This window comes from Nonomuraea guangzhouensis, from assembly GCF_019396345.1.
Classification (GTDB): Bacteria; Actinomycetota; Actinomycetes; order Streptosporangiales; family Streptosporangiaceae; genus Nonomuraea; species Nonomuraea guangzhouensis.
This window is the reverse complement of the sequence record NZ_JAHKRM010000006.1, coordinates 101,376-118,074: the sequence shown is the minus strand read 5'-3', so window position 1 is coordinate 118,074 and position 16,699 is coordinate 101,376. Positions and strand designations below refer to the sequence as shown.

Annotated in this window: 19 protein-coding genes; 8 read left to right on the top strand and 11 right to left on the bottom strand. The window is 65.8% G+C overall.

The window, feature by feature from the left end:
* Positions 1-5: 5 nt before the first annotated feature.
* On the bottom strand, positions 6-1,247 hold the full coding sequence (locus KME78_RS13465) for a helix-turn-helix domain-containing protein (protein ID WP_308126931.1): 1,242 nt from the start codon (positions 1,245-1,247) through the stop codon (positions 6-8).
* Between the two features lie 114 nt (positions 1,248-1,361).
* Here KME78_RS13465 and KME78_RS13460 point away from each other — a divergent pair, with 114 nt between their 5' ends.
* Positions 1,362-1,682, top strand: coding sequence for a hypothetical protein (locus tag KME78_RS13460; protein ID WP_219529192.1), 321 nt, complete (start codon positions 1,362-1,364; stop codon positions 1,680-1,682).
* Between the two features lie 263 nt (positions 1,683-1,945).
* On the opposite strand, the gene KME78_RS13455 is transcribed toward KME78_RS13460, so the two are convergent.
* The 4 genes from KME78_RS13455 to KME78_RS13440 form a co-directional block, all read right to left on the bottom strand.
* Positions 1,946-2,269, bottom strand: coding sequence for a hypothetical protein (locus KME78_RS13455; RefSeq protein WP_219529191.1), 324 nt, complete (start codon positions 2,267-2,269; stop codon positions 1,946-1,948).
* A gap of 29 nt (positions 2,270-2,298) precedes the next feature.
* Positions 2,299-2,715, bottom strand: a complete 417-nt coding sequence (locus KME78_RS13450; protein ID WP_219529190.1) for a type II toxin-antitoxin system VapC family toxin — start codon at positions 2,713-2,715, stop codon at positions 2,299-2,301.
* Positions 2,691-3,002 (bottom strand): hypothetical protein, encoded by a 312-nt coding sequence (locus tag KME78_RS13445; protein WP_219529189.1) that lies wholly within the window; start codon positions 3,000-3,002, stop codon positions 2,691-2,693. Before KME78_RS13445 ends, KME78_RS13450 begins: the two co-directional genes overlap by 25 nt.
* A gap of 87 nt (positions 3,003-3,089) precedes the next feature.
* A complete protein-coding gene (locus KME78_RS13440; protein WP_219529188.1) occupies positions 3,090-3,785 on the bottom strand; it encodes a hypothetical protein in 696 nt (231 codons plus the stop codon).
* Between the two features lie 58 nt (positions 3,786-3,843).
* On the opposite strand from KME78_RS13440, the gene KME78_RS13435 reads away from it, so the two are divergent.
* From KME78_RS13435 to KME78_RS13420, 4 genes are all read left to right on the top strand, one after another.
* Positions 3,844-4,062, top strand: coding sequence for a MerR family transcriptional regulator (locus KME78_RS13435; protein WP_219529187.1), 219 nt, complete (start codon positions 3,844-3,846; stop codon positions 4,060-4,062).
* 30 nt (positions 4,063-4,092) lie between these two features.
* Positions 4,093-4,557 carry a hypothetical protein gene (locus KME78_RS13430; RefSeq protein ID WP_219529186.1) on the top strand — a complete coding sequence of 155 codons (465 nt, stop codon included), beginning with the start codon at positions 4,093-4,095 and terminating at the stop codon, positions 4,555-4,557.
* Positions 4,558-5,031: 474 nt separating this feature from the next.
* The gene (locus KME78_RS13425; protein ID WP_219529185.1) at positions 5,032-5,688 is read left to right on the top strand and encodes a PD-(D/E)XK nuclease domain-containing protein; all 657 of its coding nucleotides are present in this window, start codon (positions 5,032-5,034) and stop codon (positions 5,686-5,688) included.
* 241 nt (positions 5,689-5,929) lie between these two features.
* Positions 5,930-6,862 carry an SGNH/GDSL hydrolase family protein gene (locus tag KME78_RS13420; RefSeq protein WP_219529184.1) on the top strand — a complete coding sequence of 311 codons (933 nt, stop codon included), beginning with the start codon at positions 5,930-5,932 and terminating at the stop codon, positions 6,860-6,862.
* 161 nt (positions 6,863-7,023) lie between these two features.
* On the opposite strand, the gene KME78_RS13415 is transcribed toward KME78_RS13420, so the two are convergent.
* Together KME78_RS13415 and KME78_RS13410 are read right to left on the bottom strand one after the other, a co-directional pair.
* Positions 7,024-8,295 carry a hypothetical protein gene (locus tag KME78_RS13415; RefSeq protein WP_219529183.1) on the bottom strand — a complete coding sequence of 424 codons (1,272 nt, stop codon included), beginning with the start codon at positions 8,293-8,295 and terminating at the stop codon, positions 7,024-7,026.
* A complete protein-coding gene (locus tag KME78_RS13410) occupies positions 8,292-9,404 on the bottom strand; it encodes a ThiF family adenylyltransferase (RefSeq protein WP_219529182.1) in 1,113 nt (370 codons plus the stop codon). The genes KME78_RS13415 and KME78_RS13410 overlap by 4 nt, the downstream gene beginning before the upstream one ends.
* Positions 9,405-9,724: 320 nt before the next feature.
* On the opposite strand from KME78_RS13410, the gene KME78_RS13405 reads away from it, so the two are divergent.
* Both KME78_RS13405 and KME78_RS13400 read left to right on the top strand, forming a co-directional pair.
* Positions 9,725-10,639: a hypothetical protein gene (locus tag KME78_RS13405; RefSeq protein ID WP_219529181.1), complete on the top strand. Its 915-nt coding sequence runs from the start codon at positions 9,725-9,727 to the stop codon at positions 10,637-10,639.
* Between the two features lie 150 nt (positions 10,640-10,789).
* Positions 10,790-11,371: a hypothetical protein gene (locus KME78_RS13400; RefSeq protein ID WP_219529180.1), complete on the top strand. Its 582-nt coding sequence runs from the start codon at positions 10,790-10,792 to the stop codon at positions 11,369-11,371.
* 417 nt (positions 11,372-11,788) lie between these two features.
* Here the strand turns inward: KME78_RS13400 and KME78_RS13395 are convergent, their stop codons facing one another.
* Together KME78_RS13395 and msrA are read right to left on the bottom strand one after the other, a co-directional pair.
* The gene (locus KME78_RS13395; protein WP_219529179.1) at positions 11,789-12,259 is read right to left on the bottom strand and encodes a hypothetical protein; all 471 of its coding nucleotides are present in this window, start codon (positions 12,257-12,259) and stop codon (positions 11,789-11,791) included.
* A 243-nt stretch (positions 12,260-12,502) separates the two neighbouring features.
* Entirely contained in the window at positions 12,503-13,153 is a 651-nt protein-coding gene (gene msrA, locus KME78_RS13390; RefSeq protein WP_219529178.1) for a peptide-methionine (S)-S-oxide reductase MsrA, read from the bottom strand.
* A 115-nt stretch (positions 13,154-13,268) separates the two neighbouring features.
* On the opposite strand from msrA, the gene rarD reads away from it, so the two are divergent.
* Entirely contained in the window at positions 13,269-14,189 is a 921-nt protein-coding gene (gene rarD / locus KME78_RS13385; protein ID WP_219529177.1) for an EamA family transporter RarD, read from the top strand.
* Here the strand turns inward: rarD and KME78_RS13380 are convergent.
* Both KME78_RS13380 and nuoN read right to left on the bottom strand, forming a co-directional pair.
* Positions 14,157-15,146, bottom strand: coding sequence for a polyprenyl synthetase family protein (locus tag KME78_RS13380; protein WP_219529176.1), 990 nt, complete (start codon positions 15,144-15,146; stop codon positions 14,157-14,159). The two genes, rarD and KME78_RS13380, sit on opposite strands and share 33 nt — an antisense overlap.
* Before the next feature lie 9 nt (positions 15,147-15,155).
* On the bottom strand, positions 15,156-16,691 hold the full coding sequence (gene nuoN, locus KME78_RS13375) for an NADH-quinone oxidoreductase subunit NuoN (protein WP_246651074.1): 1,536 nt from the start codon (positions 16,689-16,691) through the stop codon (positions 15,156-15,158).
* Positions 16,692-16,699 lie beyond the last annotated feature (8 nt).

The following is a 16,699-nucleotide window of genomic DNA, read 5'->3' as shown; positions in this document are numbered from 1 at the left end:
TCCCCCTAGAGCAGAGTTGCGTGAAGCCGTTCGTCGAACGATCGCAGGGCCTTGGACGGCGGGCCGCCATACGTTCGGCGGAAGGTCTTGACCCGGTGCAGGACACGCTCGGAGCCACACGTCGTCCCCACCGTGAGGGCGTTCGACGCCAGATACAGCGCCTCGTCATAGTGCCCCGACATGGCCTCGGCGGCCGCTACCTCGGTCATGAGCACGCCCCGCTGCTTCGGACCGGGTTGGGCCGACAAGAGCGACTCGTTGAAGGCGGCGACGGCTTCGCCCGGCCGCTTGAGCCGTACCATCACCAGGGCGCGATAACCCGCCAGTTTCGCATGATCGAAAGGGAACACCCATGGCCAGGGCGGCGCGGCGGCCCGCTCACTGGCCCGTACCGCCGAATCGGCCATCCTCAACGCCTGAAGCGCTGCAGTCTCGTCTCGTACGGTCGCCTGGCCGAGCGCTTCGATGCTCAACAGCCACGCATGAGCAGTGGCCGGGGGCCGCTCACCGATCTCCCGCCGCGCCCTCGCCAGAAGGTTCAGTCCAGTCAGCGGATCGTCAGCATCGATCTGGAACGCGGCCAGACTGCCGATCATGTACGCCGCCAGCAGCGCATTGTCGGCCTGCCGTGCGCTGTCGATCGCACGACGGTAGTAGAAGCGCGCCGAACCGGTGTCCTGCATGTCGGCGTGTACCCAGGCCGCGAAGCCTGCCGCCTCACTCAGACCAGCCCTGATCTCATCAGCGTGCGGAGATCGCGATGCGCGGCCGAGGACGCGGTTCGCGAAATCGACCTGGGCCACGGCTGGCCGAGCGAGTTCGCGTGCAGGCGTGATGGCCTCCAAGCGGCGCTGGGCACCGGTGATGCTGGTATGCGTGGCGGCCGTGGTCTCGTCCACGTCCGGGCGTTTGGGCATGGCCACGCCCGCGAGAGCGGTCAGCGCCACCGCCTTGCCGAAATCTCTGCGCTTCGTCGGATCGTCATCCCCTCGGGCTCCGAACCGGAGCAAGTGAAGCGGCACTCCGATCCGGATGGATATCTCCCGAACCTGATCCACGGTGAGTGGCTGACGGCCACGAAGCACCTTGGACACCCAGCTCTGGGAGTAGCCGACCGCCTCAGCAAGCTGGGCCTGCGTCCATCCGTGTGCCTGCCGTACCCCTTCGAGGATGGTTGGTAGATCGCACTCGGCGAGAGCGGCGGCAACGACTGGCCCGGACCAGAACTGCGGCGGTATCTGGGTCACAACGCTAGGTTAGGTCGCCAACCCCGACCGTACCGATATTCGCGACGAGAATAGGCGTACCACCAGCAGCACTATGCCGTTCACCTGCAGTTTCGTTGCAGTGACGCTCTGTACATGAGCGCACTTCCATCTCAAGCCGTCGCCGACGCACAACGGCTGGCCGCTGCTCTAGCAGCTCATGGAATCACTACCGATGTCCATCACGACTACGGCATGCCCATGGTGTCGGTCTGGATCGGCCTGATCGTGTGGTGTGAGGAGGGGATGTACTGGTGGCGCACAGGCTGGAACCCCCACAGACAGCGGGCGATCTACGCATGGCACTCCTCCACCGAGCCGGCCCGCACCGCGCACCGGGTTGCTCTTCGCTACGCACACCTACGCATGGCGCATCCACTCTCGTCGCTGATCACCAACGCGCAGCTGCGCCCGTGACCTTGCAGCAGGTGCTCAGCAGTTTCCCTGGCTGGCACATCATCGACATGGCTGGTGGCTGGGTCGCCATCCGAGCCAACTTCGTACCCAAGAACAGCGGTCTCTCCAACATGCGTTGCGGAGAGACCTTGGAGGAACTGGCCGGGAATCTACACGCCGAGATCAGACTCCAGAAGTCGCAGAGAGCTACAGCCGGTGGATAGTTGCGTCATCGCGCGGATAGCCAGATCGATAGACAACCGATCAGCCGTTTGTCGCTCTGATTACCGACCGTGCCCATCCTCTGGTGATGCGCTGCCGAGTAGCAGGTCGGCCATGCGGAGCAGGCGATCGACGTAGGCGCGTCCTTCGACGGTGCGAATCCGCCGCCTGATCGCGCGGACATCGTGAACACTGCTGCTGAGCCGGCTTCGCCGATGCGGGCTGATAGGGCCACCTTGCTGCTTGACATAAGAGTCCACGATCCCTGCGATGCCCATGTCCGCCACCACAAGGTCTCCGAACAGGTCCCCATCCTGGAGACTGGGGAACGGAACCTTTCGGTGCTCAGCCCACAGGATCTCGACCTCGCCAAAGGCTCCGTTCATTCGCCCTCCCGCTCGGTCCTCAAGCAGTCTCAGACAGGGACCACCTGCACTGCCTTCCCGCACAGTTTGCTCATGTCATCCTCATCGGATGTCAGAACGATGGCAGGGCGCACCGAGCGCAGTGCGGTGGCCGCGACCACAGCGTCGATGGCGTACTTGTGACCGTGCAGGCGGGCATCTCGAAGAAGCTCGATCGCCCGCGACGAGATGTCCTCGGTCACAGGCTCGATCTTCAGCCGGGACAGATACCATCTGAGACGATCGCTTTTGACGCGAACGTCTTGTGCCTCGATCGGTGTCATCGCGCTGACCACAACCCGAAAGTCGTTGTCCTGCGCCTCCCGTACGAACGCTGTCACCCGCTGATCGGCCTCGCACCACTTCACGAACCCCTCGCAATCGAGAACGACGGTGCCCGCGCTCAACCGGCTTCGTGCGCGCGCCATCCATCCTCCTCCTGGAGTTCGGGCGCGGACTTGACGCGGCGGAACAACCCCGCCGCCTCATCACGCAAAGACTGCGGGATCGGCCCAGAAGCCGCCTCGTTCGCCTGCAGGGCCTCCTCCAAGAGATCCCGCTCGATCTGGCGCTCCACAGCGGCATCAACGTAGGCGGAAAACCCGCGGGCCCCGACTCGCTCTCGGACAGCGCGAATGTTGCCCGTTCTCAGAGACACACTGACCTTGGCGGCCGGGCCGTCTCCCGGGGCGAAGTCTCGCTCTGGCATGCTCACAGTCTCAGTTTACTACTCGAAGTAGCAAAATGCTGGTCCTCGCTCCGCGCAAGGACCAGCCGCTGCGCATGCCTAGGCGTCGCCAACCTATTGAGGCTCGGATCGGTAATCAAGAGCATCAACGACCGCATGCTGCCTGCGCAGATCCCGCCAGCCCAGGACCCCATACCAGATCATGACGGGCATGTGGAGCGCATACCCGAGCTGCTCCAGTGCCCCGGTAGGGCCGTCGGTCCCGGTCGTCCACGGAAGCACGACCGCGGCCAGGCCCATAAGTGCGGCGATCATGCCGGTGACGCGAAGCCCGGTGGGCATCGGGATGCCCACTGCGCCGGCGGCGGTGGCGGCGACCCACAGCAGCCCGGCCAGATTGACCGCCCATTTGGCGGTGAGCAGGACGGCCAAGACCACTGTGGCGGCCTCCGGGGCGAGCGGACGGGCGGCCAACTGGGTCAGTGCCAGGTTTCCGGCGTCATGGAGCAGGCCGGCCAGCCCGGCGCATGCCAGCAGGCCACCGGCCAGCGTCACCAGATACGGTCTTGACGTCTCGGCCGGGCGAGCAGCCATCACGAGCCCGGCCGCGGTCAGCGCCAGCCAGCCCAGCACGTCGAAGGCCAACTCGGTCAAGTGCAGCCCGACCTGCTCGCTCACTGCGTCCAGCGCGGCGCGGGGATCGGACGGACTCAGGGTCAACCCCGATGGCACCACGATGGCCGTACCGGCGATCATGGCTACCAGCGAGGTCAACAGCAGTACACCGGTGAGCCGGCGCCAAGGGTTCATGGACCGTGACGGTAGAACCCTGACGCAGGGACAAAGTCAACATGCCTGAGGGGGCACCATGTGGCGGATCGGGCAACTGGCGCGCATGGTCGGCGTATCCCAACGGACCCTGCGCCACTACGACAAGATCGGGCTGCTGGTTCCCGCCGCGGTCGACCGCACCACCGGCTACCGCTGGTACGGCGTGGCCGAGCTGGCCCGGCTCGAACGCATCCGCGGACTGCAGCGCCTCGGTCTGCCGTTGCGCCACATCGCCGATCTGCTGGACGCTCCCTAGACACAACTGCGGCAGGCGCTGACCGAGATCGTGGCGAACATCAGGCGTGACATCGCCACGCTGGCCGCGACCGCAGCTCACGCCGAGGACCACCTCGCCGTGCCGATGTCGATCCTGCCGCAGCAGACCGCGGTGGACTCGCGTCGACTACGCGTCCGCCGCATGCGCCTCAATCATCCCGCCGAACTGGCCGCCGTCTGCCCGGCGCCACCGGCGGCCCTGCTGACCTGGCTTCGCGGGCAACCGACGGGCGCCTTCGCCGCCGCAGTGACCACCGACGGCGTCGGCGAGCAGCTTTTCCTGCCTGCCCGCACCGTCGTACGAGCCGTCGTTCCACCCTCAGCAGAGGTAGTCCGCGCCGGGCAGGACCTGTTCGGCTGGCTGCACCGCCACCGCTTGGCTGTCACTGGTCCCACCGTGGAAGAACACCTCATCGACGCCGACGGCGCTCACGCCATCGTCCTTGAGGTACCCGTGAACCCGCGCGGGAGCTGAGGCGCGGGCGCCCACGGCCCATGTCGTATATGGCGGTTACGTCGCAGGCAAGCTCCGCGGCGCCGTACACCTCGACCGAGCCTGCTCATCATCGGTGTCCGGCAGCGCACTCTCCATGGCCTGCCAGTCGAGGTCATCGAATCCGTACCGGACGAGCGACGCGAGGATCTCGCAGAAGATCCTCGCGTTCTCCTCCCTGATCCACCCAGCGTGGATCAAGCCAGGCCGATCACGCCTCACCGGACGTCAGCCCGACCCCGTAAGATCGTTAAGTGACGAGAAGGGCTCTCGAAAAACTCGCGGATCTGATAAAACGCGCCGACGCTTTCGCCAACCTGGCCAAAGAGGTCCAGAACGAAGCCAGAAACGGGCGAGAAGACCTGCTCCGTCAACTCGCCGACGCGTACGGCACATGGTATGCGGAAGCTTTGGCCGCCACCCCACCCGACCATATCGAGGCCTTCCGCAAGGAGTATGAGGGGGGTTTTTCCGAACTACAAGATCAAGCACTTCCTGCAAGCCGGGCTGGAGCTCAATACGATGTTCGCCGAGCTAGCCGCCCAAGGGACGATATCCAAGTGGCTGTATCCGGCCAACAGCGCTTTCCTCGCGCCGCTGTCCGAGCAGAAGCAGATCTTGCGAAACATAGCGGCCGACTCAGGAGGGCGTCCTGGGGTCCTGGCCGCTCTCGTTACCCTCGAAGACATCTTTCGCAGGCTTCCGGTCGCGTTGGCCGTGCTACGCCAGGACGTGCGCGGACGTCCGGGAACCGCAGTCAACGACGAGTACGATTTGCAGCGCATCGTCCACGCTGTTCTGTGTCTGCACTCTCTCGATGTCCGCCCGGAAGAGTATGGCCCGAGCAGGGCAGGCGCCCATCCCCGCCTGGACTTCCTCCTCAAGGATGAGCGGATAGCCGTAGAAACCAAAATGACGCGAAGCAATCTAGGACCACGGCGACTTGGGGATGAGCTGGCGCAGGATATCCTTCGCTACCGAGCACACGACCACGTAGATGCATACTTGGCTCTTGTTCACGATCCGGGAAAGTACATCCTCAACGCGTCCGGCTTCGAGCGAGACTTCCCTGTAGACGCCACTTTCCCGGTCCGGGTAGTGATCATCCAGTAGAGACCCAGACAGCACTACAAGATCTTCCGTCGGTTTCATACGTCGCGGTCTCTTGCCGACGAGTTCACTGGCCGGCAGGCGCGATGCCCACCGGACAGGAGACCCCGGCGCCGCAGAGCCGTTTGAAACCTTGAATGCGCCGGCCCAGAGTCGGACAGACGCAAAAAAGGAAAAGGGACATACAAAACGCGAAATCCGCCCAGTCACAACGCATTCGATATTGCCGCCATACGATGTCGACATGAAATCACTACTAGCGGCCTTAACCGTCGGCACGGTGAGTGCGTTATCCACTACGGTCGCCGCTTCAGCCGACTCCATCGCATTCACCACATCACTGAACGTGGTGGCGATGGGCGATTCCTACGGATCCGGCACCGGCGCCGGTGACTACGAACCGGGCACCGCAGGAGGCTGCTTTCGCAGTGCCAACTCCTACTCCTCGGTCATCGTCGACAAACTTCGCCAGCGCGGCAAGCGAGTAAAATTCACGAACGTCACCTGCAGCGGCTCGGCCATCAGAACCCTACGGGAATCGTTCAAGGGCGAGCCCCCTCAGTTCGACGCGCTGAAGCGTGACACCAAAGTGGTGCTGCTGAGCATCGGCACCGGCGATATCGACTTCGCCGGATTCGGCGGACTGTGCATCCAGGCTGACTGCTCGGGCGCGCCCGCCACGGCGATCAAAGGACTGCTACCAGCCATGGGCGAGAACCTGAAGACCCTCCTGATCGACATCAAGGCTCGCAGCCCCCGCGCCAAGATCGTGCTCACCGGCTACGGCCAGCAGGTCACCCCGAACGAGAACGCCGAGGGCGTGCCACTGGACCCGATCTGCGACAGCCAGGTGTTCAGCGCACAGGAACGGGTGGAAGGCAACCAGGTCGCGAGAGAACTCGACGCAACCCTGCGGAATGCCGCGAAGACCGCCAGGGCACGCGGAGTTGACGTCCTGTTCGCCAGCCCGTATGTGAACTCGGTGGATCTCCGGCCCGAGTTCGAGGGCCATTCCCTGTGCCAGTCCGAGCCGCCCTTCTACCGAGGATTCGACGCGCTCGCTCCGGGCCAGGAGGGCATCGACGCGGTCCTGCACCTCAACCAGCAGGGGCAGGCCGCCATGGCCGACCTCATCCAACGTAAGATCCCTGTCCTCGCCACCCTGGCAAGCCTCTGAAGGTGCCAAGTCCGCCGTCTCTCAGAACCGTAGACCTGCGTTGGCCCCGGAGCTCCAAGCGCTCCGGGGCCTTCACGTGGAGATCCTGTTCGGGCCCAGACGGTACTTCGCAGGCCTATGCCTCGCCGGACGTCAGTCCAACCGGGCGGTAGCACTTCGCTTCAGGCAACAGATGTGCCTTGATCGGCTGAGCGGCGCCACCTGAACCAGTGCCGATGGTTCCGGACGAAGGTCACCACGAAGAGCGCCTGAATGGCACCCTCGATGAGGAGCAGTAGCCCGGAGTCCAGCGCCCGCAGTACCGATCCGCCGTTGAAGCCGTCGACGATGGCACCGACCACCCGGAACAGCGCGGCGATCGCGATCGGAGCGGCGAACAGCGCGAACGCGCTGAGCGAGACTGTGGCGCCGCCGACCAGGAAGACAGAATAGACACGGGTAGCCCGCCGCTCATGAGGTGCGAGCTCACTGGTCGGGTCCTCGATCGGGCAAGGACGTCGGCGCAGGCGGGCGACGGTCCTCGCGCGTAGATAGCGGGCGAAGGCGAGTCCGTCGTCGAAGAGATTGCGCGTACGCAGCAGGTCGCGAAGGACGTAGTACAGGTCCGTACGCATGTAAACCTGGAGCTGGAAGGGGATGGTCATGAGCACTGCCACGACCAGCGCCTGGAACAGGGCCTTCGTCAGTGGCGGCAGGGCCACGTGAGCGACCAGCAAGGTCAGCGACGCCATGAGGAAGAGGTCCCATGCCATCCCCGCCAGGTAGACGCGGTAGCGGGATCGCCTGGGCACGCCCCACACTCCCGTGACGTCGGTCTGCACGACGAGGTTGTGCAGCCGGGTGCCGAACCCGATGCGGCCCGGCACGCCGAGCGACCGGGCCGCCATCAGATGCATCATCTCGTGCGTGCTGAGCGTCAACGACACCATCACGGTGTTGACCAGCACCGTGAGCCCGACGTACTCGCCCCAGAAGAAGTCCGCGTAGTGCGGCAGCAGATCAGGCCTGACCACCAGCGTGGCCAGCGCCGCTCCTACGACCAGCAGCCAGCCCAGCTTCATCGGCCGGCTGAAGATCCAGCTAACGTGCCGGTCGGTCAGCCACTGGAAGTGGCTGCGCGGGACGTCCGCGCCGGGATCCGGCAGCTGGTCCTGGTCAACCGAGTCGACGAAGCCCAGCTCCGTCAGCGCCTCGACGAGCTCAGTGACGTCGATCTCCACGTCCTGCTCGGCCGCCAGCCGCTCCTCCACGGCGCTGACCGGCAGCCCTTCGCGCAGGAGCCGGATCGCCTCGCCGTACACAGCGGGCAGCTCGATGAACTCACCGATCTCCGCCCTGCCCACCACCACGACATCCGGATCGTCGTCGTCCGGGCGGACGATCAGCCGGTGGAAGCCGATGAGACTCTCGGCGGTGATCAGCGCGGCTGTCACGACGGTCCGGTTCCGCAGGCCGGGCAGTCGTCGTAATGCGGGATGTCGATGTAGTAGGAGTGGTCCCACATGCCGTAGTTCCAGTGGAAGACGCGGCCGCGGGCCTGTGTGGGCAGGCCGCCGAGGTGATACATCACCTCGAGGGCGCACAGGTGCCCGCTGATGTTGGCGCTGGCCGCGATCACGGCGTTGGGCCGTTCTTCGGTGAGCGAGCGACCGTGGGCCTTGAACTCGCGCTGGTCCTCCTGGCGCCGCAGGCACATCCAACATCCGGTCTGGCGCGGGAACAGGGATCCGACGACGGCCATCGGCCCGGTGTAGAAGCTGACGAACCACGGCGTACCTGTCTGCAGCGCCGCGTCGTTGGTCCAGAACATAATGTCCGGGTGAGGTTCGTCCGCGCACAGGATGAATACGTCACACTCGTCCATCAGCCGGGCGATATCGTCAGATCCGCCAGCCTTCACGGTACTTCCCGTGACCTTGACCAGGCTGTTCATCTGCTGCAAGCGCGCGACAGCGGTGTCGATCTTTGCGCGGCCGATGTCCGCCTCGGTGTAGAGGAGCTGGCGCGTGAGGTTGGCTTCCTCGATGGTGTCGAAGTCGGCCAGGTGGAGGGCGCCGATACCGCTGGAGACCAGCCCCGCCGCCACCGCCGAGCCCGTGCCGCCGACGCCGAGCAGACAGACCCTGGCATCCTTGATCTTGGACTGGATCTCGTACGGCGAACTCCGCGGAACCGGGTCGATCCAGGCGAAGTAGTTCCTGGCCGGCTCGTAGCGGCTGGCTTCGCGTTCGGTGAGATTCGCCGGCAGCGGCGCGCCGGCCTCCTCGACGAACCCGTTGTCGATCAGCCCTTGGACGACCTCACGTACATCGTGCTCATCGACGTCGGGATGGGTTTCGGCGAAGGCTACGCAAACCTCGTCGACCGTACGAGTGCCGTCCATGAGGACGATCAGCCGGGCTATCGAGCCGTCCTCGTCATCCTGGATCTCGGAGGATATGCCCTGCTGCATGAGGCCGATCATGATGCGATCACCAGGCAGTGCCATGGGCTGATGGACGCGCTTGATACGGGGGACGCGCACGAGAACCTTCCAGGTCACAAGACATAGGAAGCCGGTCAGGTGTGCCCTGACCGGCCGGTGAATCTGTTAGAGATCAGCCACCCTCACGCAGCCCGGTGGTCTCGACCTTCTCAAGCCGCTTGATCTCAAGCTTGATCTTCTTGGTTGCCTTGTTGTCGTCGGTTACCTGATCACGCTTTTCCATGCTGCCTCCCATAAGGGTCGGAGGTCGGCTGTTGGTCGGTGATCTTACCTGCAAGACGATCAAGGCGTAAGGTCATATTTGACATATTTCGAACGCGTTCTGTCACTCGATCTGTGGTCGGCCAGCCCAGCACGTCGAAGGCCGGCTCGGTCAGATGCGGGCCGACCTGCTCGCCTACCGCGGCGAGCGTGGCGGCGGGATCGGACGGATTCAGGGTCAACCCCGATGGCCGCATCCCTTCGGCACTTTGTACAGAACACAGCTGTGGAGCAAGCGCACCTACCTCTCCCACGCCGGTGTCAGGCAGGCCCTGCAGGCACCCATCGGCGTGAATCTCAGCAGGATGCTGGTGACGGCCGGCCTGTTCGGGGACGTCGAGAACACCCCGATGGCCGTGTTGGGGAAGGTGCACCAGCCGTTGCTGGCCGTGTTCGCCGAGCACGACAGGTCGACGCCTCCTGGCGAGAGCATGCGTCTGTTCCGCGAGGCACTCGACCGAGGCGGCAGCACCGCTTACACGCTTCGGGTCATTCGAGGATTCGCGCTCGGTTACCCGGACGCTGTCAGTCGCTGGATCGCCGGACTCGCCGACGGCCCGCCCACTGCCAGTTCCGACCCGCCGCCTGTCCAGACACTGACGAGCGAGCCCGTACGCCCGCCGGCGTGGTACGAGTCGGTCGGCCTGCAGCTCACACTGCTGACGGTGATGCTGCTGGCGTTCGCCGGTTTCCTGATACGCGGGCTCTTTCGCGGGCTTCGCCGCGGTCCGAAGTCGCTCCGTCGTCTGACCGGGCTGATGGCCCTTGGGGGGCTGGTGACCGTACTCGGCACTCTGACGTATCTGTTCTGGATCATCGCCACCGGAGCCACCAGCGTGGGCTCCACCGTGCTCGGCCGGCCATCGCTCTGGCTGCTCCTGCAGGTGGGCGCGGTCGGGGTGATCGCCGCAGGAGCGGTAATCGCCGTCCGCCGGCGCGAGTCAGGCGGCGGCCTCCGGCTCGGTCTGCTCGCGGCAGGCGGAATGGTCTTCGTTCCCTGGGCAGCCTATTGGGGCCTTCTCACCCCGTAGACCTCGGACGCTCCACCGAGCCTTCCCTGGGACCGCATACATGGAAGAGCCCGGCCTGCATGTCAGGCCGGGCTGCTTCGCACGCGAGACACCCTCGGCACTTGGCCCACTTAATGCTCGCCGCTGCCAGTGGATCTCTATGCTCATCGCATGGACGCGGCGGAGACCGTCCCCGATACCTGGCGGCCTGGGCGGGCGGTGGCGATCGTGCCGACGGTCGTCGCGGCCCTGGCGACCGTATGGGCGACGAGCGTTCCAGGTTGGTACCAGATGTGGCTAGCGTTGATCGCCAATGTCTGGGTCTTCATCGGTCTCATATGGCTGCTCACGTTGGGCCGCATGCTGTTCAGGCGTGAACCTTTAGCGCGGTTGCGTCGCGAATGGCCGGTGTGGTCACTGCCGCCCCTGATCGTGCTGCTGGTTTGCGGCCTGCTATACGTGAGTGCGCCGCTGGAGGCGCGCTTCGCCCTGTCACGCCCCGCCCTGGACAGTCGCGCCCGGGCCATCTCACACGGCACACCGCTGCCCGCAGACGACGAATGGATAGGGCTGTTCCCAGTCGAACGGGCCGAGAGGATCCCCGGCGGAGTACGTTTCGCCATCGACGGCACCGGGTTTTTCGGTACCGCCGGATTCGCCTGGAGCCCTGAGGGGGAGCCGCCTGAGCCCGAGGGCGAAGATCTCTACGAACACTGGCACGGCCCCTGGTACCTCTGGAGCGAGTCCGACTAGGGAGCCTTCTATCCCGGGTGGCGATCGCCCTGATCATCTGGCTCCGCACCTGATCCCGGAAACAGTCCTAGTCGGTGTCCTTCGGGTGTCGAGGCGATGGGTAGACCACCCAGACAGTGCGAGAGACGTCATCTATGACATAGCGGACACGTCCGCCGCTGGTGACCTCGAATTCCCACTGCTCCAGGTCCTTGCCATTGTGACGATGAGTCGCGAGATCGCCGCGTAGGCGATGCTGGCGGTCATGGCTCGAGGGTGAACGGGGATCCGCACGCAGGACCTCGAAGCATCGGCGCGTATTGGCCAAGGCATGACGGCACAGTTCTTCCCATCCCCTGACCGCGTCGCTGGTACCGAACCGCACGTCCCACTCGCCATCCGGCGGTGGCACCGTAACGCGATCGCCGCGTTTCGGGCTCACGCTGAAACCTCCACCGGCCCGAAGTCACCTACGGTCGGCTTCCGGGCCTCGGCATGGCGTTCAGGGTCAGCCTTGATCCGAGCGGTTGCCCGCCACCCTGCGATGACCTCTTGAGTGGTGACATCAACGTCCAACTCCGCGGCATCGGAGAGCGCCTCAACCAGTTCCAAAGTAAAGGCGCGAAGCTCTTCCGGAGAAAGGTGACGCACCCAGGGGAAGACCTCAGGCATGGCGAGGACCAAAGCGCGCGCGGTGGGATCGTGTTTGATCAAGGCAAGAAAGAGCCGGGACGCCGTGGCCAGCGTCTGGTCCCGCTCCTCCTCACGGTCTACTGCCGTGAGGTAGAAGTCGGGGGCGTCCCGATGCGTGACTCGGACACGTCCCAGGCGCGCCGCACGCTCGGCAACGGCCCGGGGGTTTCTCGACAGGTCGGAGAACGTGACGGCGTCGGCATGGCTGGTACTCACTCATCCAGGGTAAGTCAGAACACGATCTGAACACAGGCCATCAGGGAACGCCGATGAGTCACGGTGCAGCGCCAGGACTCCATATGCCCCCCTGGACATGCTTGTGGATCTGGAACGCCCCACCGCGAAACCGTGAGACACGGTCAAGGCCGGGGTGTGGGGCCGGAAGGCCCCACCTGGGGGTCTTGGGGGGGCTCGGCCCCCCAATCAGGGGAGCCCCGCGCGAAGCGCGGGACCTTGCCTTTAGGTCAGGCCGACCGGGCAGGAGACCCCGGTACCGCCGATCCCGCAGTATCCGTTCGGAACTTTAAACAAATACTGCTGGTGATACTCCTCCGCGAAGAAGAACGGACCCGCCGGAGCCACCTCCGTGGTGATCTCGCCGTAGCCCGCCGCCTTCAGGACCTCCTGGTACGCGTCCCGCGACGTCTCCGCCGCCTTCTGCTGCTCCGGGGAGTGCCAGTAGATCGCCGAGCGGTACTGGGTGCCGGCGTCGTTGCCCTGCCGCATGCCCTGCGTCGGGTCGTGGGCCTCCCAGAAGACGCGCAGCAGCTCCTCGTACGACACCTTCGTCGGGTCGTAGACCACCCGGACCGCCTCGGTGTGTCCGGTGAGGCCGCTGCAGACCTCCTCGTACGTCGGGTTGGGCGTGTAGCCGCCCTGGTAGCCGACCGCGGTCGAGACGACCCCTGGGGTCTGCCAGAACTTGCGCTCGGCGCCCCAGAAGCAGCCCATGCCGAAGTCGGCGATCTCCGTGCCCGGGGGGTACGGCGGAGCCAGGGGCGCGTCCAGGACCGCGTGTCGCGCCGGGACCGGCATCTCCGCGGAACGCCCGGTCAGAGCGTCCTCGGGACGGACCATCGATGTCTTGTTGCCGCCGAACAGCCAACCCATGGTGGCACCTCCTACGAGCTACGATACAAAACCCGCAACGTTTAGAGGTCCTACATAATTCCGTACAGCAACTCGCATTTGTGTTTAAAGGTGGTAATGCCCGAAAATGGGCTACATGCCTGACTTGAGGCGCGGTGTGCTGTTCGGGGCTGCCGCCTACACGATGTGGGGATTGTTCCCCCTGTACTGGCCGCTGCTCAAGCCGTCAGGAGCCGTCGAGATCCTCGCGCACCGCATGGCCTGGTCGCTGGTCGCCGTCCTCGCGGTGCTGGCCGTGCGGCGCCACTGGTCCTGGGTGAGAGGGCTGCTCAAGGAGCCCAGGAAGCTCGGGCTGCTGACGCTGGCGGCCGTCATCGTCACCGTCAACTGGGGCGTGTACATCTACGCCGTCAACACCGATCACGTGGTCGAGAGTTCCCTGGGGTACTTCATCAACCCGCTGATCAGCGTGCTGTTCGGGGTGGTGCTGCTCAAGGAGCGGTTGCGGCCGCTGCAGTGGGTGGCGGTGGGCTTCGGGACAGTGGCCGTGCTGGTGCTGACCATCGACTACGGCCGGCCGCCGTGGATCGCGATGGCGCTGGCCGTCAGCTTCGGGGTGTACGGACTGGTGAAAAAGCAGGCGAACGTGGGCGCGGCCGAGAGCCTCACCGTCGAGACCCTGGTGCTGCTCGCCCCCGCGCTGGCCTACATCCTCTTTCTCGGGCAGACCGGGCAGTCCACGTTCGGGAGCGAGGGCCTCGGGCATGCGCTGCTCTTGGCTGGAGGAGGAGTGATCACGGCGGTGCCGCTGCTGTGCTTCACCGCCGCCGCGATCAGGGTGCCGCTCAGCACGATCGGCCTGCTGCAGTACATCGCGCCGGTCCTGCAGTTCCTGTGCGGGGTGCTGGTCGCGAAGGAGACCATGCCGGCCAGCCGCTGGATCGGGTTCTCGATCGTGTGGCTGGCCTTGGCCATCTTCACCTACGACAGCATCCGTACGGCTCACGCCGCCCGGATCAGGAAATCACCCAGAACGCTGAGCGACGTAGTCGCATAGCGCCAAAAATGCGCTCTTGGCGGGGATGTCTGGGAGGCTGGAAATGTCGGTACGAGCCCGGTCCACCCAGGCATCCAGCTCCGCCCGTGCCTGGCTCATCGCCGGGTGCGCCCGCAGCAGCGTCAGAGCCTCGTCCAGGTCCGACTCCGCCACCGGCCCGGACAGCAGCTCGGCCAGCCGCGACGACGGCGCCGAGGCCAGCGCGTAGAGCACCGGCAACGTACGGATGCCCTCCCGCAGATCGGTCCCCGGCGTCTTGCCCGACTCCGTCGAGGTGGAGGCCACGTCGAGCAGATCGTCCCCGAGCTGCCAAGCCACCCCGATCGCCTCACAGGCCCGGCTGAGCCGCTCCTCGACATCGCCGGGCGCCCCGGACAGCAGCGCCCCGAACCGGCCGGAGGCCGCGATCAGGGAGCCGGTCTTGTCCGCCAGCACGCTGATGTAGTGCGCCACCGGGTCCTCGTCGCCGCGCGGCCCGACGGTCTCACGGATCTGACCCTGTACGAGGCGGGAGAAGGTCTGGGCCTGGATGCGGATGAGCTCCGGCCCGAGGTCCGCCAGCAGGTCGGACGCCTGGGCGAACAGGTAGTCGCCGGTGAGGATGGCCACGGTGTTGTCCCACCGGGCGTTGGCCGACGGGGAGCCCCGGCGTACCGGAGCCTCGTCCATGACGTCGTCGTGGTAGAGCGACCCGAGATGGGTCAGCTCGATCACCACGGCGCCGGGCACGACGCCCGGCGCCGACGGATCCCCGAACTGGGCCGCGAGCAGCAGCATCAGCGTGCGGAAGCGCTTGCCGCCCGCCTCGATGAGGTGCTTGGACGCCTCCGTGACGAAGGCGTCCTCACTCTCCACCGACGAGCGCAGCAGCTTCTCGACTGCGGCCAGTCCGTTGGCCACGTCCTGCGCCAACCGTTCGTCCTCAATGGGAAGGTCAACCACGGGAGGCGCGGACATACAGATCCCCTATCTGATGAACAGGCCGGATGCAGCCTGGTTGGCGAGGTCGAGCATGGGCTGCGGGAAGAGCCCCACTCCTACCGTAACCAGCAGCGAGATCGCGATGACGGCCACGGTCCCCATACTGGGCACCGCGATGGAGGGGCCGTCGGCCGCCGGTTCGCTGAAGAACATCAGGACGATGACGCGCACGTAGAAGAACGCGGCGATCGCGGAGGCGATGACGCCCACCACGACCAGCCCGGTCATCCAGCCCCCGAGCGAGTCACCGGCCTCGGACCCGCTGGCCAGCGCGGCGGCGAAGACGGCGTACTTGCCGAAGAAGCCGCTGGTCAGCGGGATGCCGGCGAAGGCCAGCAGGAAGAACGCGAAGATGCCGGCCAGGATCGGCGAGCGCTTGCCCAGCCCGGCCCAGCGGGACAGGTGGCCCGCCTCGCCTCCGGGGTCGCGCACCATCGTGACCACCGCGAACGCGCCGACCGTGGTGATGCTGTAGACGAGCAGGTAGAACAGGATCGCCGAGAGCGACTTGGAGTTCTGCAGGCTCTTGTCGAACGTGGCCATGACGCCGATCAGCAGGAAGCCCGCGTGCGCGATCGAGGAGTAGGCCAGCATGCGCTTGATGTCGGTCTGCGTGATCGCCAGGATCGCGCCGACCACCATCGTCAGGGCCGCGACGGCCCACATGACCGGCCGCCAGTCCCAGTCCATGTTGCCCAGCGCCACCCAGAACACCCGCAGCACGGCGCCCACGGCCGCGACCAGCGTGCCGGAGGCCATGAGCGCGGTGATGGGCGTCGGAGCTCCCTGGTAGACGTCCGGCTTCCAGGCCTGGAACGGCGCCGCGCCGATCTTGAACAGCAGGCCGACACCGAGCAGCGAGAGCCCGAGCAGCAGGATCGGGTCGAGCAGCGAGCCGGTGGCCAGAGCCTTGCTGATGCCGGTGAACGACACCGTCCCGGCGTAGCCGTAGATCATGGCCGTGCCGTACAGGAAGAACGCCGAGGAGAACGCGCCCAGCAGGAAGTACTTCATCGACGCCTCCTGCGACAGCAGGCGGCGACGGCGGGCCAGGCCGCACAGCAGGTACAGCGGCAGCGACATGACCTCGAGGCCGACGAACATGGTCAGCAGGTCATGGGAGGCGGGGAACATCAGCATGCCGCCGACCGCGAACAGCACCAGCGGGTAGACCTCGGTGTGCGAGCCACCGGCGGCCTCGGCCTCCTCCTCGTCGGCGCTGCCGGGCACGGCCGCGGCCGAGGCGACGAAGTGACCCTCGTCGTTGATCATCAGCACGCAGACGAACGACAGGACGAGGATGATGCCCCAGATGAACAGCGAGGGCCCGTCGACCGCGATCGCACCCATGGCGACCGGCGCCGTCGGCACGGCGCCCTTGACCACCTGCACGATGACCAGCGCGAACGCACCGGCCAGCGACAGCAGGGTCAGAGGCACGTGGATCGACTTACGCATGTAGCGCGGCGCGAACGCCTCTACGAGCACGCCGACGACGGCCGCGCCGAAGACCAGCAGCATCGGCGCCA